The organism is Mucilaginibacter rubeus (assembly GCF_003286415.2).
Lineage (GTDB): Bacteria > Bacteroidota > Bacteroidia > Sphingobacteriales > Sphingobacteriaceae > Mucilaginibacter > Mucilaginibacter rubeus_A.
Window position 1 is genome coordinate 3,002,160 of record NZ_CP043450.1, and the last position, 25,861, is coordinate 3,028,020.

Consider the following 25,861-nt stretch of genomic DNA (forward strand, 5'->3'; position numbering starts at 1 on the left):
GCGAGATTGTGTTCGTTATTCCGATAATTGTATTTTTTATAACTATCTTCTAAAATTCAATGCTCTGGCATCTCTTTTTTGTCTAAAGAATCAAAAACAATAGTTTATAGCATTTTTTCCGGACCTGACGAAACGTTAATTTCCAAATTTGATATAACTTGCCGGGGCAATCACAATGTGCTGACAGATGAGCCATTGGAAATTCATTTACCTTTTAATACTTACTTATGAACCTGGGATTAGATCAAAAAGTAGCCGTAGTACTGGCGGCAAGCAAGGGCCTCGGAAAGGCTTCGGCACTGGCTCTATCGGCTGAAGGCGCAAAAGTCATTATAGGCTCACGGAACCTGGCCGAACTGAATTCGGCAGCCGAAGAGATCCGGCAGCAAACAGGAAATGAAGTGGCTTGCCTGCAGGTTGATGTTAATAACAGCGAACAATTGGCGTCTTTTATCAATAATGCCGGAAGCCTATATGGACACATAGATATTTTAGTGAACAATGCCGGCGGACCTCCCTTTGGAAAATTTGAAGGCTTTGATGATATGCAATGGCAGCAGGCATTTGAACAAAATATGCTTAGTTTCGTCAGGACATCAAGATTAGTATTGCCATTTATGAAAACTACCGGCAGCGGCCGCATTATTAATATCGTTAGTGGGTCGGTTAAATCGGTATTAACAAACTCGGTACTATCAACCGCGATGCGCATGGGCGTGGTTGGTATGGCAAAAATGCTGGCCGACGAATTGGGACCTTACGGCATCAGCGTTAATAATATCGCGCCAGGCCTTATCCTTACAGACCGGATCAAGCACACGCTACCCCAAGATGTAGATCCTGAAGAAGCCATTAAAGAGAAAACAAAAAGTATCCCACTTGGCCGTATCGGTAAGCCGGAAGAATTCGCGGCATTAGTGGCGTTTCTTTCATCTACCCCGGCTGCCTACATCAGCGGAACAACCATACAGATAGACGGGGGTGCAAGCCGCGCTATTCTCTAAAATTATTCCGTAAAAACCAAAAAAAGGGAGAAAAGTATAGTGTACTTTCCTCCCTTTTTTATTGCTGATAATCGGGCAATGATGACCTTTCCCTATCGGGGTTTTATTATAACGCTGGATTCTTTTTCTTATCAGGTTGTCCGGCAACATAAAATACTCCGGCAATGCCAACGATTGCCGCGCCAAAAAACACAGGCAATTTATTAGTCCAGGTACCATCAGGGTAAGTGATGATCTCCATCGAACCGCTGCTATCTACGGCATTAACCGTACTATGGTAAAAGAAATTTGGAACAACAAAAAGAGCCAAGCCAATTATAGCTAATATGATACTGAACTTTCTCATGATGATAAATTATGGTAATGATGAATTTTGTTTTTAATCAATTGTATGCCGAGCTGGGCGAAATTTTTATTTGTCGTTAACGCCAGTCAATTCCTTCCCGTTTGCAGGCATTTTGATGCGTTGTCTTTTCAATGATATTTTCACATGGGTGTTATCATCGGCATCCATCTGGATCTGGTAAGCTTTTACAATATCTTTATAGGATAACACCCCAACCAAACTACGATTGCTTCCTGCGGATGAAATAGGCAATACATCCGCCCCCGTTTTTGACATGGTTTCCAAAGCTTTCCGCAAGCTATCTTTAGTGCTAATGAAATAAGCGGGCTGTTGCTTAACTATCTGCTTTAATAAAGTTTCAGGCGATAACTTATCCTGATAAACAGCGGTGATCTGTATTGTACCGGCATAAGCGCCCTGGTCATCAACCAGGATCAGGTAATTATCGTCAGTTACGTTATTACCTAACCACTTGCGTACCTCGCTTACCGTGCTTTTATCATTAATAACTATGCCTTCTTCGCTAATCACCTGCCCTACGCTCATTTTCTGTAAAACATCAGGTTCAAACGAATCGGGTGTAAACACTCCCCTCCTGGCTATTTTCTCTGTCATGATGGTATTCTCCATTAAAAAGAAAGATACCAGGTAGGCAGCTGTACAGGCGCCAAGCAAAGGAAGTAATGCATGTGACTGCATTGTGGCCTCCAGGGCAAAAACTATACTGGTAAGGTATGCCCTTGACGCGCCCGCAAACATAGCCGACATACCAATTAATGCAGCCAATGGTATTGTAATACCCGAATCAGGAAAAACCAGCAGTATCCCCGAACCAATAAGCGCACCGGCAGCGCCGCCAATGGTTAAAAGCGGAGCCAGTGTACCACCCGATGTGCCACTACCCAATGCTATAGCCCAGGATAGAAACTTAAAAAAGCACAGCATAGCAATTAAGCGGATAGACCACGTGCCCGAAAGCACACCGGTGATGTTATCATAGCCTACGCCAAGTGTATGTGGCGCAAAATAACCTATAATACCCACAGCAAGACCGCCAATAGCGGGCCACCACATCCAATGTATAGGTAGCTTTTCAAAACTATCTTCTATAAAGTAAACAATTTTAGTAATGCCGATAGACATAAACCCAATTACAATCCCCATAAAGCTGTAAATGCCCAGGGCGGTATTGGAAGGTATAGCAAGCTCCGGCATGGTAAATACCGGGCCCGATTCAAATAAAAGATGGTGCCCTGCCGCTCCGGTTATACAGGCTAAAGCTACCGGCAATATAGCACGTGGCGAAAACTCAAAAAGTAATAGTTCAATAGCTAAAAAAACCGCGGCTATCGGCGTACCGAATATGGCAGACATGCCAGCCGTTGCACCTGCAGCAAGGATAATTTTACGTTCGTTAGAAGTGATCTTAAAAAGTTGACCTAAAGTTGAACCCAAAGCACCACCGGTCGCGATGATTGGACCTTCAGCACCGAAAGGGCCGCCTGTTCCTATCGCTATGGCAGATGAGATCGGCTTCAGAAAAGTAATGGAAGGTTTGATATTACTTTCATTTACCAGGATCTGTTCCATGGCTTCGGGAATACCGTGCCCCCTGATCGCTTTTGAGCCGTATAGGGCCATTAATCCTACCAGTATACCACCTATAGCCGGAATTATAATCACCCATAAACCTAAATGATTGCCGGCCGGACTGTGAAACCGCAAATCAAGATTTCCATAGAAAGAGATATTGGTTACTAAGTTGATCAAAGAAATAAGCACCTTGGCAATAAGACTGATACAGAAAGCTACCGCAACAGCGTATACAGAAATCCGGATAAGTCGTGCTTTTTTATAAGTAATTACTTTGGTATCGCTTTCGTTTTCGCCTATTTCGTTTAGCAGAGGAGCAATTGGAATGGCATTAGAAAGAATGTTTTTTTTCATGAGAAAATCAGAGCGTCGATTTTAAGAGTTAAAATATTGCTTAAACAATATAATTATTAATTTTACAATACAAAATTAGTTATTTATAATTGCATAAACAATATAAAATCATCAAAACAATGTCTTTTGATTTTTTTTAGATTTTTGCACGCTGTGGATTAAACTGGACCTGAACCATGGTGCTGTTTAAGTGCTGCGTTACTTGGTTATTATTGCGGATATTTATCCAAACGAGAGCATGAAGGAAATAAAAGGTAAATGTGATGTAAGCAATTGTTACTTATGCAACCATTGCTCTAAAGATTGGGCTATAGCAATAACTTCACACAAAAAGAATTACGAAGTAAAAAAAGGGCAGCACATTTTTATTGAAGGAGAACCTGTTACGCGGATCTATTTTGTTTACTCCGGTAAAATAAAAACACACAAACGCTGGGATGCCGAAAAGGAACTGATTATACGGTTTGCCAAACCCGGTGATATACTCGGTCATATGGGCCTCGGCAATGAACCCGTATACCCGGTAACTACAACCGCCCTTGAAAACTCGGTGATCTGTTCCGTCGATCTCGCTTTTTTTGAATCGAGTTTAAACGTTAACCCGAAACTCACCTACTCGTTGATGAAACTATTCGCCAACGAATTGCAGGAATCTGAAAAAAGGATGCGAAACCTGGTGCATATGCCTGTTAAAGAAAGAATTGCACTTGCTTTGTTAAACCTTAAAAAACAATTCGGCACTACCGAAGATGGCTACATCGACATTGAACTATCCCGGCAGGACCTTTCCTCGTTCGCGGCAGTCGCCTACGAAACTCTGTTTAAAGTAATGAACGAGTTTCAGAACAGCAGCCTGATCGCGACAAATGGGAAGAGTATCAAGCTGCTGAATGAAGCCGAACTTAAGGCCATGACAATTGATAAAGTCCAGCTATAACATTATTAATAAAGCTTAATCGTCATCGTCGGCTTTCTGAACTGCTTTTACAAAAGCAGCGCGTACCGGAGTAGGTACCGGGGCATACTCTCCTTTAATGGCTTTCCAGATCATCGTGTTCATGATCTCATCGGGCACACGGTCCACGCCCGTAAAATCGAGTCCTTTGGCCATTGCAGCAAGCTTGGTGCCTTTAGGGTTAAGCTCATTAAGGTTGATGTTTGAAGGAAAGCTTTTAAAAGGTGTAGCATCTGATTTTTTATCGAAACAGCGCCACATCGCGTTAGCCGAAGCATCATATTGCGTCATAGGCGGCAAACCGAGAATAAGCTCTATGGTACGAAGCACGGATGATGTAGAGTACATGGTGTGATCTACAAAATTGCGTTTTACGAAGCCACCGGCAATATATGCAGGTGAACGGTGCGCATCTACGTGATCGGGGCCGTTTTGGGCGTCATCTTCCAATATAAAGATCACGCTGTTTTCCCATATCGGGCTTTTGCTGATATGCTCTACCAGTTTACCCACGGCAAGGTCATTATCGGCCACGTGGGCAAAAGGCGTAGGCCTGCCGGCAGTAGTACCTTCGGTATGGTCAGAAAGCATACGTACGGTATTAAGACGTGGCACCGCGTTATTGTGCATTAATGAATCAAAATCATGTTCCCAGGCACTGTAACGCAGGGTATCAGGATCGCGCAAATCGCGGGTTGGATATGCTTTAGTAAAATGGTCTTTTAGCACAGGTATCTGCGGAGTATTATCGGCATTAATAAACTCACCATAAGTGCGGTAACTTACGTTAAAACGATTGGCCTGATCCCAGATGTACAATTTATTTTTAGCTGTAAGACCAACAGCCCCCGGACCACGGTTACCATAACTGGTTGGCCAGTTTTTTTCCATATAGTCGGTAGCATAAGCACCCAGGCTCCAGTTATGCCCGTCGGCACTAACTTCTCCATCTACATAAAAATTATCCAGCAATACAAAATTTTCGGCAAGGGCATGGTGGTTAGGCGTTACGCGTTTTCCGAATAACAGCAAGCTTGTATCGCCGTTGCCTTTAGGCATGTCAGATAATACCTGGTCATACGTCCGGTTTTCCTGGATGATGTAAAATACATATTTGATAGGTGATGCGGCTCCAACTTTTGCCGGTATGGGGTTGCCGGCTTCGCCATCTGCACCTGTTTCCTGCTCACGATGATAAGGTGTATTATGAACTACGGCTTGCGAGTAAACAGAAAGCTCTTTTTCTGTTGGTGCTGGAATGATGCTCAGGGTGCCCATCAACAAACCGCCACCTATATATTCGGTACGAGACGGACGAAAAGGGTCGCCGCCGTGCAGTACAACCGTTTGGTTTTTTGCAGCTGGATTTGGCCCATGCGGATTTGGCAATGATGAAAAACCTTTTGCATTAGCTACATACAACTTGTCATCTATAACGCGTACAACGCTTGGATACCAGCCTGTTGGCACAAAACCGCGCGACTGGCTTGACCCCGGCTTTGTTACATCAAATACTGCAAGGCAATTATTATCGGCATTGGCAATGTATAAAGCTTTGCCGTCCTTGCTTAGCGCCACAGAGTTGCTGGTAGTTCCGCTTAATGGTGTAGGCGACACTGCCGTGTTTAAAGTTTCAAGTACTTTAGCCTTGCGCGTATCAATTACAGATACGGTATTGTCATTGGCGTTGGCTACGTATAGGTATTTTCCGTTCCGGGATACACACAGATCATTAGGGTTATCGCCAACTGCAATGGGATCAAGCAGTTTATTTTCTTTGGTATCAAATATGGCTACTTTATCGCCTCCCCAAAGACTGATGTACAGCTTTGACATATCTGGCGATAGCAGACAGGTATAAGCTTCGGTGCCCAGTTTAATCTGCTGACGAATGCTTTTTGTTTTAAGATTGATAAGATACAGGCTGTTATCCAGCTTGGTAACCACATACAAAATACCGCGCTTATCATCAAGCGCCAAACCCGTAGGAGAAATAGATGCAGAGTTTGGCTTTTTGCTCCAGGCTTCGCCCAGCTTGATAGTATCGGCGGCTATCAGTTTATCGTTATTAATGGCATAGCGAACAATCCAGTTATTATCGCCTCCCGATGCATAAAGCGACCGCTCATCGGCACTGAACACCAGGCCGCCCCAGGCTTTGCTAATCAATACTTTATCAAGTTCGCGATCTGTATGGGCATCCAACAACTGGATGGTTTGCACGCTTTGTCCGTTATTGGTAACGGCGGCGTAATGGTGGCTTTTACTTATGGCGATATTTAATGGCAAATCGCCCAGGGGCAGGCTTTTACCAACCGGCGTTAACGACCACCCGTTAGGCAGTTTTACCCTTTTGCTTTCAATAGTGGCGAGATCTTGTGCATGCACAAATTTATTACAAGTAAGCAACAGAAATGCCAGGCAAAGAATTTTATTCGATAGAGTTTTCATGAGAAAATTGTTTTTCAATTGCCTCGCCCTCAAAAATTCCAGACTACTACTCAGATCTGGCAGCATAAAACAACTGATGCGCCGGTAAAAGTAGCCCATCAGTGTTAATATACTATTAAGTCAAGGAACAGATGATCACTCCTATTGTAACAAATTAGTACCTGTTATTATTTCAAGGTCAAGGCCTCGCCTTCAAAAACAATCCCCGCCCAGCCATGAGCAATAAACTGACGAATGTTTTGATGGTCTGTAGCATTTGGAGTGGCTAATACAGCCTTGTAGTGTTCTGCAAATAAGTAAAGGGTATCTTTTGCAGATAGTTCATTAAGTTGGGCAAAAGTAAAAACCTTCGCGCTACCCTGGTTTTGCGTGGCTTCGTTATAAGCCTCGCCGTTTTTAAATGCTGTTGGCCGATGTGTATAATAAGTTTCTATAAACGCGATAACTTCATTAAATGGAACAGTGCCTTGTTTTAAAGCATTAAGCAGATCTGAGAGTTGTTCTTTCATCCTTTGTATTTTTTGCGAAAATAGAATTTAAAAACTGTTATCTGCACAATACCGAAGCTTTATACTATAACATAAGTCCCGTTATGCTACAGGGCAAACGCATCTTTAATTTTTTTATCATAAAAGATTAAAGCAATAAATCCCCCTTGTCGTTTAAAACCGTTAAGGCCATTTCTTTTCAAACTTCCAGGCGTCTAAGCCCAAACTGTAATTTCCTTTTTTTGTTAGCGATGAACAAACTAACTTTATAGACGCCGGACTTTTAATGTCCGCATTATTCAGGCCTTTAATTTCAAATGACTTGTTATTGGCATAAGCAATCTGTAACCTGCCATTAGCCATTTTTAAGGTAATTGGTTGCCAATTGTCTGTCAGGGACATTAAGCTATCATATTTAAATGTGTAAATAGCTGTTCCGTTTACCACTAAACTTACATCACCACGGTAATAGGCCGATATTAAAAACACCTTAGCAATTACTTTTTTGTTCTTGTCCAACACCTGGAGATGAACGCCATTTTTTTCATCAAAAGTATAGCTGGGCCCAACGTTAACACAACTTTGGGTAAAATCAATAATGCCCGATAATGTCCAGGAAAATAAATTAGATTGCTGATTAAAATCCCGATTTAAAATCGCCTGCTTATTTTGCTGGCTATATTCGATGTAAATATCAGGATTGATTTTACGGTAGGTTTTGACATTGGTATGTACAGTCCACCATTGCGTATACTTACTTGTATTATCATCCCGTGCCGGGTTCCTCGTCCATCCGTACTTGTTATTTTCAAGAACACTGTTAAACGGAAGCTTCTCCATCAATTGAATAGCCGATGAAGTTACAGGCTTTTCTGCGACGAGGGCTTTAGCAGTTAAATCAATCGGGATTATTTGTTCTTTTATGGTTGATAAGCCATCGATTTTCCAACGATGAACGCCCCCGTGAACGCTTTCATCATTATGGTATAGATAAGTATCGCCGTTGGGCAATTTTACCACCGAGGCTGAAAAACCGTTGCCGGCCATCTCAGCTGCCGCTTCAACGTTCGCGGTTTCAGGACCGGTGGTGCCAAACTGGCCTACAAATAACCCGTTGTCGTAAACTTGTGTCCATTTGTTCACCTGGCTGTTTTTCCAAAATTCGCCGTGATATCCCCAAAAAACGCTGCGGCCATTTGCAATCCCTACACACCCTGCGTTATTAGTATGGTTACCAATATCAAAATCCCCGTTAGCAGGAAAAGGACCGCTATACTCTTTTATTGTGCTCATAGCGGTTCGCCAAAGCAGTTTATTTCCACCAACTTTTATTCCGCCCAGGTGCCAGCTATCAGCAATGGTACCGTCAAATACTGTTACTATCCCGGATGATGTAATTTCCCCCGACCTTAATAACGTATTATCACCACGAAAACCTGGGTCTGCGGGCAAAGCAGGTTGGGTTTGGGCGATAATACTTTCGGGGCCCCAAACAGGATCATTATTGGCCGCAAATTTTACAAGTTCTTTTTTGGTAAAAACTGTTGGTACCCCCGCCCTAAATGTAGAAACCTTACGCAACGAGCCATCAGGATATAATTGCGTATTATCGTTAGGAAAATTGGCTCCGGTTATTCTTAATGGCCCGGTTTTAGGCAATTCAACTACTTTCCAGCTTATGAGCGAGCTAACCCTTTGTTGCAGCACGGCATATGTTCTGCCGTTGCTCAATGTTGCAACTCCCCTAAGCCTGTTATATTTATCATCATATTCCGAAGGTATGCCATATCCCCAGTTGCGTACCAACTGCCATGATCCGTTATTGGGGGCCAGGGGCTTGCTATAATCTACCTTAAATTCAAGATAATCAGAAAACACGCGCGTGGGATCATTGCCGTCAACAAAAGAGCTATAAGATGTTTGCAGGTACATGATACGGTCAATAAACTTTCTGTCGGCAGCAAAATGTTGTGCCCGTAAATTGCCGGCGTCCTCTACCCAGAAACTGCCATCAGGCTGGAATGCGATAAAAGTACCGGGGCCTTTGGCTTCATTGAAATAAAACTTTTCATTACGCACGTTAGGATCAGTCTTGTACCCGCCGGCTGTACCATATGTCCACAATAACGAACCATTATCAGCCTTATATGCTTTTAACTGCTGACTATCCCCACCATCTGCAACAACAAGGGTTTTACCATCCGGGCTCACGGCCGACGCCATAGGATAAAGTAAACTTGCTGGCAATATGTGCAATGAAGCCAATTTCCCATCAGCCCCTACGGTAAATTTCTCTATGATCCGCTTGCTATTTTTTGAGTAGATGAGCCAGATATGCCCGGCATCATCCGCCGTAATACCTAAAGGGCTATCAAATGATTGCCTTTGCACAAGGGCACCCGTTGTTTTATCAAGTACATGTAATTCGTTGAGTTTTTTATGTGCTACAAAAAGGTATTTGCCACGCTTTTGAACCGCCAGGCCTGAAATTTCAGATTTATCATTATTTAATAAATCTATGACGCTTTTATAACTTCGGCCGTATTTTGTACCTTGAGTTTTACCTTTGGTAAAACTAACTTCAGCATCTCCGGCTACTTTGGTGCCAAACACCATCCAGTTATTAACAACGGCTGCATCGTTGGCCGCCCAATAAACATTTACACCATCCGTAGCCACATATTTTGCAGACAATCCTTTACCAAGTATGGCTATTTTTTTTTGAGGAGTACTTGTGCTAAACCTAAAGCTGCTACCGTTTTGCTCATTGTACCCAACCGCGAAATAGGCATTATTACCGCTGATGGCCATACCGTACATACGTTCAATAGCATGGTGTACCGATGAACCACTAAACAAATCTGATGTATTGCCGATTACACCTTCCCATTTATATCGCACGTTGTTCGATAATACTTTAGCCACATAGGCATCATTTGCTACAGCAACACCATCGTCATTAAGGCCATCCCAGTTGTATTGCTGTGTACCGGCATTGTAGGTTACTCCGCTCCACAGTGTTCGTACCAGGGTTCCATCTTTTGTATATACCCCTGCACTGGTTTTTGCTGTGCCATCAAGTTTAAAAGTAAAACTTGCCTGGGCAAAAGAGCGTTGTGCTATTAGTATAAAAATTGATGCGGTGAATAAAGTAACAAGGCAACGGCAGGTACTATTCTTTTTCATAAAACCGATATGTAAACTAACTAAACAGCTCTGTAACAACACTATTTAATGCCCGATCATCGTCAACATCGTTTGGCATTAGCGAACATCCGTGTCAGAATTCTTAATTTTACGCCATGCAAAAAATTGGATTTGGCGGTTCGTGTCACTGGTGCACAGAAGCAATCTTCCGTTCACTTAAAGGTGTTAGCAGCGTTGATCAAGGCTGGATAGCATCTGATGCTGAAAACACTACGCCTTCTGAAGCCGTCATCGTGCATTTTGATCAGCAACAGATCAGCCTCGAAACGCTTGTCGCTATTCATTTACACACACATAGCTGCACAGCCGAACACACCATGCGCGGCAAATACAGATCAGCAGTTTACACCTTTAATGACGCACAATTAAATGCGGCAACAGCAGCTATTAAAGCATTACAGACCGAGTTTGAGCAACCTGTTATCACCAAAGCTTTGCCCTTTCAAACCTTCAAACTCAATAGCGAAAACTACCTGGACTATTATTATAAAGATCCATCCAAACCCTTTTGCCAAAACATCGTTAATCCTAAGTTAAAAGCGTTACTAATACGCTTCAAAAACCAAGTCGATCCGGACAAACAAAACTATATTCAAAATTTCTAAATATTAATTTCAAAAGCTACCACAGTTTGTAACATGTTTTAATCAATAACCAATGCCTTCCACCTACTGGTTAACCCGCTTTATGATACTCCGGCTGCTCGGCGTCATCTATGCTATAGCCTTTTTGGTGGCCATTAACCAGATTATTCCGCTAATTGGCTCAAACGGGTTATTACCCGTTAAGCTTTACTTTAACCATATCAGTTCAGCTCTTGGCTCAACAGGAGCGGGCTTTATCCGCCTGCCCTCCGTTTTTTGGTTTACGTATTCTGATAACGTTTTGTTATATGCCGCCTGGGGCGGACTAATACTTTCCATTGTGCTAATTGCCGGTTATGCCAACATACCATTGCTTACCGTACTCTGGTTCCTGTATTTGTCCTTTATCCACGCCGGGCAGGACTGGTATGGATACGGCTGGGAAATCCAACTGGCCGAAACCGGTTTCCTGGCGATATTTCTTTGCCCGCTTTGGGATATGCGGCCTTTTCCTAAATATCCACCGCCCCTGCTCATTATCATACTTTTCAGGTGGCTCATTTTCCGGATCATGCTGGGTGCCGGTCTTATTAAATACCGCGGAGACCAGGTCTGGCGAAATGGCACAGCACTCTATTACTATTTTGAAACGCAGCCTATTCCCGGCCCATTCACACGCTGGTTTCATTTTTTACCGCGCACGCTCTTAAAAATCGGCGTATGGTTTAACTGGTTAGCCGAGCTCATAGCTCCATGGTTCAGTTTCGGCCCAAAATTGGCCCGGCACATAGCGGGCGTCATCATGATTTTGCTTCAACTGGCCATATTTATCAGCGGTAACCTGTCATTTTTAAACTGGCTCACTATCGTCCCTGCATTGGCTTGCTTTGACGATAGTATTTGGAAAAAGATCCTTCCGAACGTGCTTGTTAAAAAAGCTGAAGCCGCTATAGCCGGTGCACACGAATCAAAAGCAATGACTACCGCTTCGTGGGTTGTGGCCGGTATTGTTGCATTACTAAGTATACAGCCTACGCTCAACTTGCTTTCTCCCAACCAGGTGATGAATACTTCCTTCGATCCGCTTGAACTGGTTAATACTTACGGGGCATTTCGCTCGGTGGGGCAAGAGCGGTATAATGTAGTTTTTGAAGGCACAAGCGACGATACCACCGGAAATAAAGCGCGATGGAAACCCTATATCTATAAAGGGTTACCGGTTTTACCAAATAAGCGACCACCTCAAATAGCCCCATACCAGTTGCGTCTGGACTGGCAAATGTGGTTCGCCGCCATGTCATCGGCCGATCAATATCCCTGGACCTACAACCTAACCTGGAAACTGCTTCATAATGATCCCGGCGCTGTAAGTTTATTTGCCATAAATCCTTTTCCCAACAAACCGCCCCGTTATATCCGGGCAGTACGTTACAGGTATTGGTTTGCCGATCCTGGAAATACAGAGGGTATTTTCTGGAAACGTCAGGAAACAGACCTCTGGCTCCCCATACTTTCTGCAGAAAACCCGCAGCTTATCGCATTCCTGAAAAGTGAAGAGTGGCTCCGGTAAAGCATTAAACCTGTTCTATCGGTAAACTAAAGTGAAAAACAGATCCGGTTCCGCTTTCACTTTCTGCCCAGATCTGCCCATCATGCCTGCGGATGATCTCGGCACTTAAATAAAGGCCGATACCAAAACCTGAGATATGGCGAGTATGGCTGGTTTCCACCCGGTAATAACGATCAAATATTTTAGGCAAGTCCAGCTCCTTGATCCCCATACCTCGATCTTTCACGCTTACTTCGGCGAAGCCGTTAACCAAGGCGCACCTTAGCTCGATATCTTTATTTTTAGGCGAATATTTTACAGCGTTACTAAGCAGATTGGAAATAACGGAGCCTATCTTTTCCCTGTCGGCGTTTACCTGTACATGATCACAAATATCAATATGAATGATATGCGAAGAAACTGTCAATTCATATTCTTCCACAACTTCGCTGATCAGCTCGTCCAGATCAAATAACTCTTTATCTATGGCGATTTTACCGGACTCCAGCCGGGAAACATTCAGGAAACCATTGATCATACTGCTCATTCTTCGCGCCTGGATTTCTGCCTTTTCCATAGCGCCCGCCAGGAAACTGTCCTCACTGCCTTTCAGCTTAATATTGGTAACCTGAATCAGGGCCATCAATGACGTTAGCGGTGTTTTAAGCTCGTGGCTTACCATACCTATAAAATCGCTCTTCCGCTGTTCGTCCTGTTTCTTTTCTGAAATATCCCGCGCAATCTTGGAGATGCCGGTAATATTGCCATGTATGTCAAATATAGGCGAAACCGTAAGGGACACATTCAACATACGACCATCGCTTGTAAGTCTTTCAGTTTCATAATGCTCTATCCGCTCCCCTTTTTTAATACGGATAACAAGTTCGGGTTCCTCATCTACACGCTCTTCAGGGAAAATCTTCAAAATTGACTGACCAATCATTTCCTCAGCAGTATAGCCAAAAAGCCTTTCGGCCGCCCTGTTCCAACTGGTGACTACCCCATCCAGTGTTTTGCTGATGATAGCATCGTCTGATGATTCAACAATAGCCGCGAGCTTCGCACTTCGTTCCTCGGCAAGTTTTTGTTCTGAAATATCAAGTGCTATCACCAGGCCCGCGTAAACCGCTCCGTTATTATTTTTCAGTGGCACAAAATCAACCTGAAAATCTTCTCCCGCAGGACTTTTAAGCTCAGTCCGGATCTGCTCACCGTTTAGCATCCTATCGTAATAACCTTTTGTTGCCTCGTATCGATCCGGGGTTGTAACAGATGCCATGGGCACACCTCTGTAACTGGAGCGGTGGTATCCTAACTTATCCATCAGATCACCCTCTACCGTAACCAGGTTATGTGCCGGATCCATCACCAGAATTAACGATTTTGGAATATTTACAGCAATGGAACGAAATAACCGCTCACTCTGCTGGGTTTCCTCCCGGCTTTTTTGTAAATCTTCGTTGGTTGCCAGCATTTCTTCGTTAGCGGCTGCCAGTTCTTCGTTTATCGCGGTGAGCTCTTCATTAAGTGCCTGGGTTTCTTCCTCACTTTCTGCCAGTGCCCTGGTACGGGTAGCTACCTTTTCTTCAAGCAATTCGTTCATTTCAGAGAGCTGGTGCTGCGTTTGGAAAAGCTCTTCGTTAATGGCCGTCAGTTCTTCATTTGCTGCTGTGATTTCCTCGTTGGCTGCCGTTAGTTCTTCATTGAAAGCCGCTGTTTCTTCCTCTTTGGCCTGTAGTTCTTTTTGAAGCCTGTCTTTCTCCCGCACATCCCGCATGATATTGAAATAAGATATCAATGCAATAATAATAGCGAGCGCAAGGGCTGCAATAATAGCCGTTGGGGCAAAAAAGGTATACTTCTCTAAAACCAATGCCCGTTGCTCCAGTAATCTCCGTTCATCATTTTCTGCACGATCAACAGCAGAACGCAGCGCATCCATAGCAGATTTGCCCCGTTCCAAGTCTATGGGTGGTATCAGCTGGTTTTGTTGCTTCTTGGAAACAAACTCTTTCAGAATTTCCATGCGCTGAGTAAGTACGTCATGCACCTTAACCAGATTTGCCTGCTGCTGCGGATTATCGGCAGTGAGTACACTCACTTCATTAACAAGTTTGGTTGCACGTTGGTAAGCGCCGTTATATGGCTCCAAAAAGGCGATTTTACCGGTAAGCAAATAACCTCGCTGCCCGGTTTCGGCATCCTTCATCACAGACATAGCCTGCTCCAGCTTTTGGATCACCAATGTACTGTGCTCTACAGCCTTGTTACTATTCAGAAGATTATTTAGTGTAATATAAGATATGATGCCGACTACAAGTAAGGTTATAATAGAAAACCCATAGCCGAGTTGCAGGTTACGGTTAAATTTTAGCTTCATAAGGTAAACCAACGCACGTATAAGTGCGCCCGCTAAAGTTAGGTTTTTACAAAAAAATACCACAAGCATGTTTATCTATGGCAGTCGATAAACGCCCAAGTAACATACATGTTACAATAATTAATACTGACTTAATTTAACCGTGTCGTTGTGCCGGATCATTCGTCACTTTTTGTTACGCATATTTTTATTATCGATAAATACACTCTCGTTTAGCGACTAAAAAAACCGCGAAAATTAATCCATCAGTAAAAATGTCTAACTGAAACTCTGATCTGTCCGGTTCATAGCATCTGTCGTTCCTATATCAATCATGACGATATAATTTTGTTATAACAAACAATCAAAAACAACTGAACAGCATACTTAAAAACGATATTTATCATGGAAAACAAAACAAACTTCAGTCGCCGCCGCTTCCTTAGCATCACCGCCCTAACTGTTGCAGCTGCAGAATTTGGCGGCTTCGGATTATTGAAAGCTGAAACCAGGAATACTGATTCATCTGCGCCACAAAACACTCCTTTTTCCAACAGAAGTTTTGATACCATCAAACAGGTAAAAACCAGCCTGCTTGACATCGGATATGCCGAAAGCGGTCCGGCTAACGGACAACCTGTGATATTACTTCACGGCTGGCCTTATGATATACATAGTTATGTTGAGGTGTCTGCCATACTTGCTAAGGCTGGTTACAGGGTAATAGTTCCTCATTTGCGCGGCCATGGTACAACACAATTCCTTTCGGCACAAACATTCAGAAACGGACAACAGGCCGCATTAGCAACCGATATCATCGAGCTAATGGATGCCTTGAAAATAGATAGCGCGATTATTGGCGGGTTTGACTGGGGCGCTCGCACAGCCGATATCATGGCAGCCTTATGGCCCGAACGTTGTAAAGCCCTGGTATCTGTAAGCGGTTACCTGATAGGCAGCCAGGAAGCAAATAAAAAACCATTACCGCCAAAAGCAGAACTATCATGGTGGTACCAGTTTTATTTTAGCACTGAACGCGGCCGCGCGGGCTATGAAGCCAACAGGCGCGATTTTAACAGGCTGATCTGGGAAACGGCTTCACCTAAATGGAAGTTCAGCGACGCCGAATTTGAGCGCTCAGTTCCAGCTTTTGACAACCCTGATCACGTTGCCATTGTGATACATAATTACCGCTGGCGCCTGGCCCTTGCCGAAGGTGAAGCAAAATACGACGAGCTTGAAAAGAAACTGGCCATGGCCCCTCCTATCACCGTGCCAACGGTAACACTTGAAGGCGACGCCAACGGTGCACCGCATCCTCAACCTGCTGATTACGCCATCAGGTTTAAAGGCAAATATGCACACCACACCATAACCGGTGGTATCGGCCATAATCTTCCGCAGGAAGCCCCTAAAGCTTTTGCTGACGCGATAATTGAAGCCGAAAGCTTTACTAAATAATTCAATACCTCTTAAAATTCCCTAAATAAAATGGAACCAGTAACAGTAATTGATGTAACCAATAACGCGCAGATAGTTGCGGATAAAGTATTATATACAGGCAAAGTAAAAACAACCGGCGGCCGCGAAGGCACCTCAAAAAGCACCGATGGCCGTTTGGATATCAGTCTGTCTACTCCGGGAGGGCAAGGCAGCGGGACTAATCCCGAGCAGCTATTTGCTGCCGGTTGGTCGGCTTGTTTTATTGGTGCTATGAGGCGCAATGCGGCAGGTTTGCAAATCCCGCTTCCGGCTGATACTACCGTTGAAGCAGAAATTGACCTGGCCACAAACGGCGAGGGAAGCAGCCTTGCCTTTAGCCTCCAGGCGCGTTTGAAAGTTTATCTTCCCGGCCTTACAGCAGACCAGGCAAAGGCAGTGGTTGAAGCCGCACACCAAACCTGCCCTTATTCAAAGGCTACACGCGGTAATATCAACGTTTTAATTAATGTTTCTGTCTGATAAGATCGAAACAAGGCTATAAAAACAAACCGGCTGCAATTATACCTTTTCAAAACACGGGGGGTATAACTGCAGCCGGATCGCTTTTTAAAAACAGTCTATTTCACAGCGGGGAAAACCAATAGCGGAATAGTGATACGACCGGCCATTTTTTCACTGTGGCTGCTTTTCAGCAAGCGGTAAACAAAACTATGAGGCCTGTGCACCATTACCAGCATATCCACCTGCCCGTGTTCACAAAGCCAGCTTAAACCAGCTTCAACCTTGCTGTTCCGCACACTGCGATAATATATGTGCGGGTAATTCGCTTTGTTAGATACATGGGTCATGAAATCCGAGATTGTCTTTTTCAACTCGGCGGTGAGTTCTTCACCATCATAAACATGGGTAAGCAAAATTTCGGCACCTAAAATTTTGGCGAGCGGAATCAAATGAAACAAGCTCTGTATATCATTCTCCGGATCAGCAAAATCCGTTGCGAAAGCTATTTTTTTTAAGGGCACAAATTGAGTATCGGGAGAAATAAGCATTAAAGGCCTGGTGGTATTTGCTATCATGTTTTTACAGTGGTTGCCTAATAAAAAGCTACTCATCCCTTCGCCATGAGTACCCATCACTACCAAATCAACCGATTGGCTTTCCGCATAGCTTTCCACAACATCAGTCAAAATTCCCGGTTCATTTTTAATAGTAATTTCGGGGATAAAACCGTTAGTATTAGCCGCCTTTTCCAACTCAGATTTTAAGCACTCAAGGCCGATAGTACTATCCCCTAACAATAATTCAAGATCGTCCATGGGCCATACTACAGTGCCCGCTTGCGGCATCTCGGCAGGTACGATAACCGCATTACATAGTACCATGTTAGCTTTGATCTGTTTGGCAAGTTTATAGCCATATTCAGCAGCATGCTTTGCATTGGCTGAAAAATCGGTGGTAACAAGCAGTGTTTTCATGTTTTGAGTGTTGAATGTTTTACACTACAAAACTGCCTGTTTACAGGGCTAAAAATAATGACCATCGTCATCTATCTACGTGATTAAAAACCCAAAACAAACTGTATAACAATAAAATACCGGGTATTCCTATCAAACAACTTAATCAGATCTATTCGCCCTCATAAATCACACCTGATGACGGCGTTTCTTTCAGTTCTATCTTCTTCAGCCCCGGTAATAAAGGCTTTACTTTTTTCCAGATCCAGGTGGCCAAAAGTTCGGCCGTGGGGTTTTCTAGCCCTTCAATATTATTCAAAAGTGTATGATCAAGCATGCCAATAACTGGTGCTACAATTGCTTTCAAGTCAGAAAAATCCAGAATCCAGCCCTCTTGTTCCAGCACATCGCCGGTAATATAAAGTGTAAGATGATAAGTGTGCCCATGCAAATTACGGCACTTGTGGCCCTCGGGAACATGCGGCAAAAAGTGCGCGGCATCAAATGTAAAGTGTTGGTAAATGATCATAAATAAGTTAACTAAATAAAAGCTGTAAGATTAGGCTAAACCTATTAATGAGTATATGACCAGGATTGCTTAAGTAAGTAACCTTTATCATTGTTTGATACGCATTTTACCCGCTCACATTTTAGCACTGTATGGCAATGACAATAATCAGTAAACAGCCTGCTTACCGTCATGTACCGGACTAAATACCAGCTATAGTTTTGAGCCGTAATTCAAATCCATATATTATGAAAACTTTAAAACTATGTATGTTGGCGTTATGCCTGTTTAGTGCGTTTAACGGCTTAGCCCAACAGAAAAATGAATGGGATATCCGCGTGAGGGCAATAGGCATACTACCCCAGGAAAGCGCCAAAATTGGAGTTATAGGCGGCGATATCAATATAAGCAACGCGTACGTGCCCGAGCTGGATGTTACTTATTTCTTCGCCAAAAACTTCTCGGCCGAACTGATTCTTGGTACATCAAAGCATAAAGTAAAAACGCAGGGATCAAACCTTACAGCTATAGGCGGCAGTTCTTCGGCAGATATTAACCTTGGCAAAGTTTGGTTGCTACCACCCACCCTTACTTTACAATACCATTTGCCAACCGGTACAGCATTTAAACCCTACATAGGCGCGGGTGCAAATTATACCATATTTTATAATGCCGATAAAGGCCCGGTTGTACAGGCAATAAATTATCAAAACAAGTTTTCGTTTGCAACGCAGGCCGGTATTGATTACGACATTACTAAAACCGTATTCCTAAATATTGATGTGAAGAAACTTTTCCTGAATACTAATGCAACCGTAAACGCCGCTAACCTCACACCTGCCGGTAATCAATCACTTGAACCTGTATTGAAACACATTGGTGCGGATGTTAAAATAAGGCCCTGGGTAGTTGGCATTGGAGTTGGATACCGGATAAAGTAATAATTTTCAACACGATACAACAATTTCAAAATAGCCAGGCAGCGATCTCCTGGTTATTTTATGAACACTCAGTTCCGCTTTATGATATCAATCAATAAAAAAGGTGACGAAAGTCATTTTTTTTAAGCGATGTGATCACTACTCTTATGGCATGGAACAAATCAACATAAAACACACCACTCCTCTTCACCAGGAATGGCTGCGGAGGCTTGATTTTTATCATTTTGAGTTATTTCTCATACAAGAGCAGTTGGACGAAGTAACAGAGGGCAGTGCGGATAAGGATCTTTTAAAAAGGGCGGAGCATTTTAAGGCCGTACTAATTGCCCGCAAAAATCATATCGACAAATTAAGAAACCGGATCCGTGAAAACCTGAACCGGTTGGCAGCGGACGCTGCGGATGAAGACTCCGTTGACAAAACTTTAAAAATCTTCGAAGTCTTAAATCAGGAATGTTTAGCGCAACAGCAATCGGTAAACGAATTAAGATCGGAATTTGAACAATTCACTACCGAATGGGCGTAAGATCAGGCCATCTATAAGTAAACTCTTCAGTTTAAAAAATGATCAATATCACTTTTTAAACTGAAGGTGATTATGCTCCACTTTGCATTGGGTACGGATATTTGTTTGCCACATAAAATGGCGATGGGTTTAATATGGAAAGTGCAGCATTACTGAATGCGATCATCGAAAACGCTATTGATGGTATCATAACAATTGATGAAAGAGGGTTGATCGAATCGATCAACCCTTCTGCATGTAAACTATTTCAGTATACCCCTGCCGAAGTAACCGGCAAAAACGTATCCATGCTGATGCCCCCACCAGATAGGAACAATCACGATGAATACATCAACAGGTACCAGAACACCGGGCGGGCACACATTATAGGTATTGGCCGTGAGGTTACGGGATTGCGAAAAGATGGTTCACAATTCCCTTTCCGCCTTGCGGTAAGCGAGGTAAAATACTCGGGGCGCAAAATATACACCGGCTTTATACACGATATCAGCCGCGAAAAGGAAGCAGAAGAACAGCTAAAGGATTATGCGTCACACCTGGAAGATGAGGTACATGAACGTACGCAATCACTCCAACTCTCCGTAAAAGAACTTCAGCAAGCTAAAGAGGAAGTCAGCATTTCGCTCGAAAAAGAAAAAGAGTTAGGACAGTTAAAAAGCCGTTTTGTATCGATGGCATCGCACGAGTTTCGTACTCCTTTAAGTGCTGTGCAACTATCTGCCTCACTCATTGAACGATACGCGGGGCATGTGCAAAGTCAAAACATCAGCAAACACGTCAACAAGATCAAAAACGCGGTAGGCAATCTTACTACTATACTCAATGATTTCCTGTCGCACGAAAAGCTCGAGGCCGGGCGTGTTGAGGCCTCATTAACATCTTTTGACCTGGTAAAGCTGGCAGAAGAGATCACGGAGGAAATGCAGCTGATAGCCAAAAAAGACCAGAACATCATCTATCAGCACACCGGTAGCAACAGCGGGGTTAACCTCGATTTAAACCTGCTCAAAAACTGCATTATCAACCTCATTGCCAACGCCATCAAATACTCTGGCGAAAACACTTTTATAGAGTTTAATACCGAGATTGGAAAAAACGGCTGTATCATTACCGTAAAAGATAACGGTATAGGCATCCCCGAAACCGATCAGAAGCATTTATTTGAAGCTTTCTTCAGGGCACACAACACGGGCAATATTCCCGGCACCGGCTTAGGCTTAAACATTGTTGCCCGCTATGCCCACCTCATGAATGGCAGCGTAGCTTTTAAAAGCAGCGTTAACAAGGGCACCATATTCACCATTTCATTTCCAGAACAATGAGCAAAAAGATACTAATTATTGAAGATAACAACGATATCCGCGAAAACGTGGTTGAGATATTGGAGCTTGCCGGCTACAGCGTATTTGAAGCCAGCAACGGCCGCACCGGGGTCGATCTGGCTTTAAAAAACATCCCGGATGTTATCTTATGCGATATTATGATGCCGGAGTTGGATGGATACGGTGTATTGTATATGCTGAATAAAAACCCGGTCACGGCTGCCATCCCCTTTATATTTTTAACCGCCAAAGCCGAGCGGGTTGACCTGCGCAAAGGCATGGAAATGGGTGCCGACGATTACCTTACCAAGCCGTTTGATGATATGGAACTGCTGAGCGCCGTTGAAAGCCGGCTCAAAAAGAAAGAAGCTCAACAGATCTTTTACAGCCGCTCTCTCGATAATTTAAACCAGCTGTTATCTAAAAACAAAGGTCTGGCCGAATTAAAGCGAATCATTGAAGAACGGCGCGCCCGTCAGTTCAAGAAAAACCAGGTAATTTATTATGAGGGCGATAAAGGTAACGGCCTTTACCTGGTAATAAAAGGAAGGATAAAAACTGTAAAAATGGCCGAGGATGGCCGTGAGCTGATGACCGGAATTTATACCACCGACGAATACCTGGGCATTCATTCCCTGCTATCAAACGAAACCTATAGCGAAACGGCCACAGCACTGGAAGATAGTTTACTATGCCTTATCCCTAAAGACCAGCTGGATGAGCTATTGAATTTATACCCCGAGGTTGGACGCGAATTTATCAGGCTGCTTGCCAACAACATCCGTGATAAGGAAGAACAGTTGCTGCAACTTGCCTATCACTCCGTCAGAAAAAGAATGGCCGAAGCCATGCTGCGCCTCCATAAACAATATACCAGCGCTATCGACAGCTTTAAAATATCAAGGGAAGATTTAGCCGCTATGGCAGGCATGGCTACAGAAACGGTTAGCAGAACGCTATCCGATTTTAAAGACGAGGGCCTGATAGATAAAAAAGGCAGCGTGATCACCATCCTTGATATCAACAAGCTATCAAAGATGAGAAACTGACCAGCATCACTTTTTCTGCTGATGAGGCTCATTCCGCATGCGCGTATCCAAGCCTAATTTTACGCTTGATAAATCATTGCAAATGAAAGCGGTAGCATACAGTATCAAACCTTTTGAAAAGGAGTTTCTGGCAAAAGCCAATCAAAAAAAACACGACATTACTTTAATATCCAACGCCCTCGGCCCAGATACAGCCGTGTTTGCCGAGGGTAAAGATGCCGTAATTGTTTTTACCAATGATGACGTGTCGGCCCCGGTAATTGAAAAGCTTGCCGGCTTTGGTGTAAAGCTCATCATCACCCGCTCAACCGGCACCGATCATATTGATAAACAAGTAGCGGCTGCATATGGCATCAGTGTATCAAATATCCCGTCCTATTCGCCGCAGGCTATAGCTGAGCACGCGGTAGCCCTTGCATTCGCGCTAAACCGGCAAATCATCAGGGCTGATGAGCACAGTCATCATTTTGATTTCAGAAATGATGAGTTGATGGGATTTAACTTTTCAGGAAAAACAGTGGGGCTAATTGGCCTTGGCAATACGGGCAAAGCTGCAGCGAAGATCTTTGACGGCCTTGGCTGCAATGTAATTGCTTATGATCCGGCATTCCCCGCAGACGCTCCCAATATAAAACCCGTTGCTTTGGATGAACTGCTTGCCACTGCTGATATCATTTCGCTTCATTTACCGCTTACGCCAGGCACCAAACACTTCATCAAAAACGAAACCATCAGCCTCATGAAAAACGGGGTAATGCTGATCAACACTTCAAGAGGTGCGCTCATCCGTACTACCGATGTTATAGCGGCCCTAAAAAGTGGCAAGATTGGCTATCTGGGTTTGGATGTTTATGAATTTGAAAAGGGTTTATTTTTTGAGGATCATGAAGATGATCTTATTAAAGATCCTTTACTGCATAGCTTATTAAATTATCCCAACGTGCTGGTTACGCCGCACCAGGCCTATTTAACCAAAGAAGCCCTGCAGGAAATAGCAGACCAAACCATCCGCAACCTTGATCAGTGGCGGCAGAACAAGTGTTCCGGCGAAGCCTGTGTATGCGCCAACAGTTGCCGGAATAATACCATCCACTCAACGCTTTAAGATTTCAGATCATGGAACAATCACTTACAGCCAAATACAATGTGGCTGCTCCCCGCTACACCAGTTACCCAACCATGCCTTATTGGGATACCGATGTATTTAGTAATGACGAATGGGTAAAAACGGTAAAACGCTCCTTTATAGAAAGTAACACGCGGGATGGTATCAGTATATACATCCACTTACCTTTTTGCGAAAACCTGTGCACATACTGCGGCTGCAATACACGTATCACCAAAAATCACCGGGTTGAGGAACCGTACATTAAAGCCTTGCTACTGGAATGGGCTATGTACAAGAACATCTTTGGTAAGAAGCCCCTCATCCGCGAAATTCATCTTGGCGGCGGTACTCCCACATTCTTTAGTCCGGCAAATCTTAAAGCGCTGATCAGCGCTATTTTGCTTAATGCAGATATCCATCCGGATGCAAACTTTAGCTTTGAAGCTCATCCGGCCAATACTACGGTTGATCATTTACAGGTTTTGTATGATCTTGGTTTCCGAAGGTTGAGCCTGGGCCTCCAGGATTTCGACCCTAAAGTTCAGTTTATCATCAACCGCCATCAAACCATAGAACAGATTCAAGCTGTTACCGGCCAGGCACGCCGTATTGGTTATACATCAATCAACTATGATCTTATTTACGGCTTGCCCTTGCAAACCTTACCCGGTTTAGCAGAAACTATGCAACAGGTTGCCGGATTAATGCCCGACAGAATAGCTTTTTACAGCTACGCGCACGTACCATGGATAAAACCCGGCCAGCGCCGGTTTACAGAAAAAGACTTGCCCGATGCAAAGCTTAAGGCTAAGTTATATGAGGTAGGCCGGTCTCTGCTAAAACACTACGGCTACATTGAAATAGGTATGGATCATTTTGCCCTCCCGGGCGATGAATTGCTTTTGGCTGAACAAAACGGTAACCTCCACCGTAATTTTATGGGATATACCCATCAGCACACACAGCTATTGATTGGTTTAGGGGTATCCTCTATTAGCGATTCGCAATATGCTTTCGCCCAAAACGTAAAAACAGTTGAGGAATACCTGGGGCTTGTAAAAAATGGCGAGCTACCAGTTTTTAAAGGTCATATCTTAACCAATGATGATATGATCATCCGCAGGCATATTCAGGATATCATGTGTACAGGCCAAACCACCTGGAACCATCATACAGAACCCTGTGAGCCGTTGCTTGAAGGCATTGAACGCCTGCAACCCTTAGCCGACGATGGACTGATAGAACTCAACTCATGGGGCTTGAAGGTTACTCCAACAGGCAAGAACTTTTTACGCAATATTTGTATGGCTATTGATGCCCGGCTATGGGCAAATAAACCTGCTACGCAGTTATTTAGTATGGCGATATGATTATTCTAAAAAGCTACAATTGATGGTAATTTAAAGACCGGCCATCTCCAGCACGTCATTGCTTCGTACCTCGCAATGACGCTTTTTTGTGTATAAATAATTCCTTAAATTAATAATAGACGTTATTATTCCTCACCTGCATACCCCAATACCCGATGATTGCTTTGCTGGACTCAAATAAGGGATATTCAAATTTAATCCCCGCAAAATAAACCAGAACCCAAGGCAAACCATCATATAAGGCATTATCTTGTTGATCCTGCGCCTTATCGCCGGCCCAACAAAACCTGAGCTAACCGTAGCAGCAAGCATCAGCGGAAAAGTTCCTGTTCCAAACCAAAACATGTAAGCTGCAGCATCTGCAGGCGAAGGACTGTTAACCGCTCCCACCAGCGCCAGGTAGACAAAGCCACAAGGTAAAAAGCCGTTTAGCAAACCAATAACCAAATGACCGGCTTTATGCTTCAAGGCATATTGCAGCAGTTTGTTAATAGGCGATAATATAGCAGGAAACCCTTTCATTTGCGATAACCGGCGCAGTTTAAATAAACGAGAGAGACCGGCCATAATAATAAGCGCGCCGCTCAGTAAACTTATCCCCTGCTGCAAACCGTAAAGCCACAATTGTTTACCAACCAAACCAATCAACAATCCTAAAAACGTATAGGTGATTATCCTGCCAATGTTATACAACACTTTATCGATTACAATAAGCCACCAGCGGTTTTGCGACACGGGGACGGCAAAGGCAAGCGGTCCGCACATACCTATACAATGTACACTGCCAAACAGCCCGATAAAAAATGCTATCTCGTTATTGCTCATTTTTTAATATATACCTCCTTATGGTATAAGTATGATTTTTTACCGCTTTCCCATTCAAATGTCAATTGCCATGGGCCTTTGGCAACGTCTTTTAACTCAATTTCAAAAAGTTTATCGTCCTTGCTATCAAGCTCAAACGATCTGTCCAAAGCTTTATCAGATGGTCGCATAAAACTTACCTTTCCGGTTATAGGTTCGCTAAAAGTTATCATAAGCCGGTCGGCACTTTGTGATATGGCAGGTTCTGCATGATCTTTACTTACCTGTTCCTCGCGGTCATGATCTTTATTGAAACTCAATCCTTTTTCATAATACTGATGATCATAGTCATCAGCCGGTGCGTTGAACATATAGATACACATGCTTAGGATAAACAGCATAAATGCCGCCATTCCTGCTATAATTCCTTTTCCCCAATTCATTTG

Annotated in this window: 22 protein-coding genes; 12 read left to right on the forward strand and 10 right to left on the reverse strand. The window is 43.6% G+C overall.

Annotated features, from left to right (window positions below; all coding sequences use genetic code 11):
• Positions 1-227 precede the first annotated feature (227 nt).
• Positions 228-1,004 (forward strand): SDR family oxidoreductase, encoded by a 777-nt coding sequence (locus DEO27_RS11965; RefSeq protein ID WP_112565926.1) that lies wholly within the window; start codon positions 228-230, stop codon positions 1,002-1,004.
• Positions 1,005-1,110: 106 nt separating this feature from the next.
• On the opposite strand, the gene DEO27_RS11970 is transcribed toward DEO27_RS11965, so the two are convergent.
• Both DEO27_RS11970 and DEO27_RS11975 read right to left on the reverse strand, forming a co-directional pair.
• Entirely contained in the window at positions 1,111-1,350 is a 240-nt protein-coding gene (locus DEO27_RS11970) for a hypothetical protein (RefSeq protein WP_112565923.1), read from the reverse strand.
• Between the two features lie 66 nt (positions 1,351-1,416).
• On the reverse strand, positions 1,417-3,297 hold the full coding sequence (locus DEO27_RS11975) for a chloride channel protein (RefSeq protein ID WP_112565920.1): 1,881 nt from the start codon (positions 3,295-3,297) through the stop codon (positions 1,417-1,419).
• Positions 3,298-3,535: 238 nt separating this feature from the next.
• Between DEO27_RS11975 and DEO27_RS11980 the strand changes: the two genes are divergently transcribed.
• Positions 3,536-4,234 carry a Crp/Fnr family transcriptional regulator gene (locus DEO27_RS11980; RefSeq protein WP_112565917.1) on the forward strand — a complete coding sequence of 233 codons (699 nt, stop codon included), beginning with the start codon at positions 3,536-3,538 and terminating at the stop codon, positions 4,232-4,234.
• Positions 4,235-4,249: 15 nt separating this feature from the next.
• Here DEO27_RS11980 and DEO27_RS11985 read toward each other — a convergent pair whose 3' ends face one another.
• From DEO27_RS11985 to DEO27_RS11995, 3 genes are all read right to left on the reverse strand, one after another.
• Positions 4,250-6,703, reverse strand: coding sequence for a bifunctional YncE family protein/alkaline phosphatase family protein (locus tag DEO27_RS11985; protein WP_112565914.1), 2,454 nt, complete (start codon positions 6,701-6,703; stop codon positions 4,250-4,252).
• A gap of 167 nt (positions 6,704-6,870) precedes the next feature.
• Positions 6,871-7,212 carry a HopJ type III effector protein gene (locus tag DEO27_RS11990; protein WP_112565911.1) on the reverse strand — a complete coding sequence of 114 codons (342 nt, stop codon included), beginning with the start codon at positions 7,210-7,212 and terminating at the stop codon, positions 6,871-6,873.
• Between the two features lie 162 nt (positions 7,213-7,374).
• Positions 7,375-10,377 carry a PQQ-binding-like beta-propeller repeat protein gene (locus tag DEO27_RS11995; RefSeq protein WP_112565908.1) on the reverse strand — a complete coding sequence of 1,001 codons (3,003 nt, stop codon included), beginning with the start codon at positions 10,375-10,377 and terminating at the stop codon, positions 7,375-7,377.
• A gap of 116 nt (positions 10,378-10,493) precedes the next feature.
• Between DEO27_RS11995 and DEO27_RS12000 the strand changes: the two genes are divergently transcribed.
• Together DEO27_RS12000 and DEO27_RS12005 are read left to right on the forward strand one after the other, a co-directional pair.
• Positions 10,494-11,003, forward strand: coding sequence for a peptide-methionine (S)-S-oxide reductase (locus DEO27_RS12000; protein WP_112565905.1), 510 nt, complete (start codon positions 10,494-10,496; stop codon positions 11,001-11,003).
• A 52-nt stretch (positions 11,004-11,055) separates the two neighbouring features.
• Entirely contained in the window at positions 11,056-12,552 is a 1,497-nt protein-coding gene (locus DEO27_RS12005) for a lipase maturation factor family protein (RefSeq protein WP_112565902.1), read from the forward strand.
• Between the two features lie 4 nt (positions 12,553-12,556).
• Here the strand turns inward: DEO27_RS12005 and DEO27_RS12010 are convergent, their stop codons facing one another.
• Positions 12,557-14,911 (reverse strand): PAS domain S-box protein, encoded by a 2,355-nt coding sequence (locus DEO27_RS12010; RefSeq protein ID WP_190295390.1) that lies wholly within the window; start codon positions 14,909-14,911, stop codon positions 12,557-12,559.
• A 384-nt stretch (positions 14,912-15,295) separates the two neighbouring features.
• Here DEO27_RS12010 and DEO27_RS12015 point away from each other — a divergent pair, with 384 nt between their 5' ends.
• Together DEO27_RS12015 and DEO27_RS12020 are read left to right on the forward strand one after the other, a co-directional pair.
• Positions 15,296-16,351, forward strand: coding sequence for an alpha/beta fold hydrolase (locus DEO27_RS12015; RefSeq protein ID WP_112565896.1), 1,056 nt, complete (start codon positions 15,296-15,298; stop codon positions 16,349-16,351).
• A 30-nt stretch (positions 16,352-16,381) separates the two neighbouring features.
• Positions 16,382-16,852, forward strand: a complete 471-nt coding sequence (locus DEO27_RS12020; RefSeq protein WP_112565893.1) for an organic hydroperoxide resistance protein — start codon at positions 16,382-16,384, stop codon at positions 16,850-16,852.
• A gap of 98 nt (positions 16,853-16,950) precedes the next feature.
• Here DEO27_RS12020 and DEO27_RS12025 read toward each other — a convergent pair whose 3' ends face one another.
• Together DEO27_RS12025 and queD are read right to left on the reverse strand one after the other, a co-directional pair.
• The gene (locus DEO27_RS12025; protein WP_112565890.1) at positions 16,951-17,808 is read right to left on the reverse strand and encodes a universal stress protein; all 858 of its coding nucleotides are present in this window, start codon (positions 17,806-17,808) and stop codon (positions 16,951-16,953) included.
• A gap of 151 nt (positions 17,809-17,959) precedes the next feature.
• Positions 17,960-18,316 carry a 6-carboxytetrahydropterin synthase QueD gene (gene queD / locus DEO27_RS12030; protein ID WP_112565887.1) on the reverse strand — a complete coding sequence of 119 codons (357 nt, stop codon included), beginning with the start codon at positions 18,314-18,316 and terminating at the stop codon, positions 17,960-17,962.
• A 227-nt stretch (positions 18,317-18,543) separates the two neighbouring features.
• On the opposite strand from queD, the gene DEO27_RS12035 reads away from it, so the two are divergent.
• From DEO27_RS12035 to hemN, 6 genes are all read left to right on the forward strand, one after another.
• On the forward strand, positions 18,544-19,236 hold the full coding sequence (locus DEO27_RS12035; protein ID WP_112565882.1) for an OmpW/AlkL family protein: 693 nt from the start codon (positions 18,544-18,546) through the stop codon (positions 19,234-19,236).
• A 151-nt stretch (positions 19,237-19,387) separates the two neighbouring features.
• Positions 19,388-19,762, forward strand: coding sequence for a hypothetical protein (locus DEO27_RS12040; RefSeq protein WP_112565879.1), 375 nt, complete (start codon positions 19,388-19,390; stop codon positions 19,760-19,762).
• A gap of 134 nt (positions 19,763-19,896) precedes the next feature.
• Positions 19,897-21,084 (forward strand): PAS domain-containing sensor histidine kinase, encoded by a 1,188-nt coding sequence (locus tag DEO27_RS12045; RefSeq protein ID WP_112565876.1) that lies wholly within the window; start codon positions 19,897-19,899, stop codon positions 21,082-21,084.
• The gene (locus DEO27_RS12050; protein WP_112565874.1) at positions 21,081-22,133 is read left to right on the forward strand and encodes a response regulator; all 1,053 of its coding nucleotides are present in this window, start codon (positions 21,081-21,083) and stop codon (positions 22,131-22,133) included. Before DEO27_RS12045 ends, DEO27_RS12050 begins: the two co-directional genes overlap by 4 nt.
• Before the next feature lie 82 nt (positions 22,134-22,215).
• Complete coding sequence (locus tag DEO27_RS12055; RefSeq protein ID WP_112566910.1) at positions 22,216-23,238, forward strand: 2-hydroxyacid dehydrogenase; 1,023 nt, start codon at positions 22,216-22,218, stop codon at positions 23,236-23,238.
• An 11-nt stretch (positions 23,239-23,249) separates the two neighbouring features.
• Complete coding sequence (gene hemN / locus DEO27_RS12060) at positions 23,250-24,611, forward strand: oxygen-independent coproporphyrinogen III oxidase (RefSeq protein WP_112565871.1); 1,362 nt, start codon at positions 23,250-23,252, stop codon at positions 24,609-24,611.
• A 132-nt stretch (positions 24,612-24,743) separates the two neighbouring features.
• Here hemN and DEO27_RS12065 read toward each other — a convergent pair whose 3' ends face one another.
• A complete protein-coding gene (locus tag DEO27_RS12065; RefSeq protein ID WP_112565868.1) occupies positions 24,744-25,436 on the reverse strand; it encodes a sulfite exporter TauE/SafE family protein in 693 nt (230 codons plus the stop codon).
• Positions 25,433-25,858 carry a FixH family protein gene (locus tag DEO27_RS12070; RefSeq protein ID WP_190295391.1) on the reverse strand — a complete coding sequence of 142 codons (426 nt, stop codon included), beginning with the start codon at positions 25,856-25,858 and terminating at the stop codon, positions 25,433-25,435. The genes DEO27_RS12065 and DEO27_RS12070 overlap by 4 nt, the downstream gene beginning before the upstream one ends.
• Between the last annotated feature and the right edge of the window lie 3 nt (positions 25,859-25,861).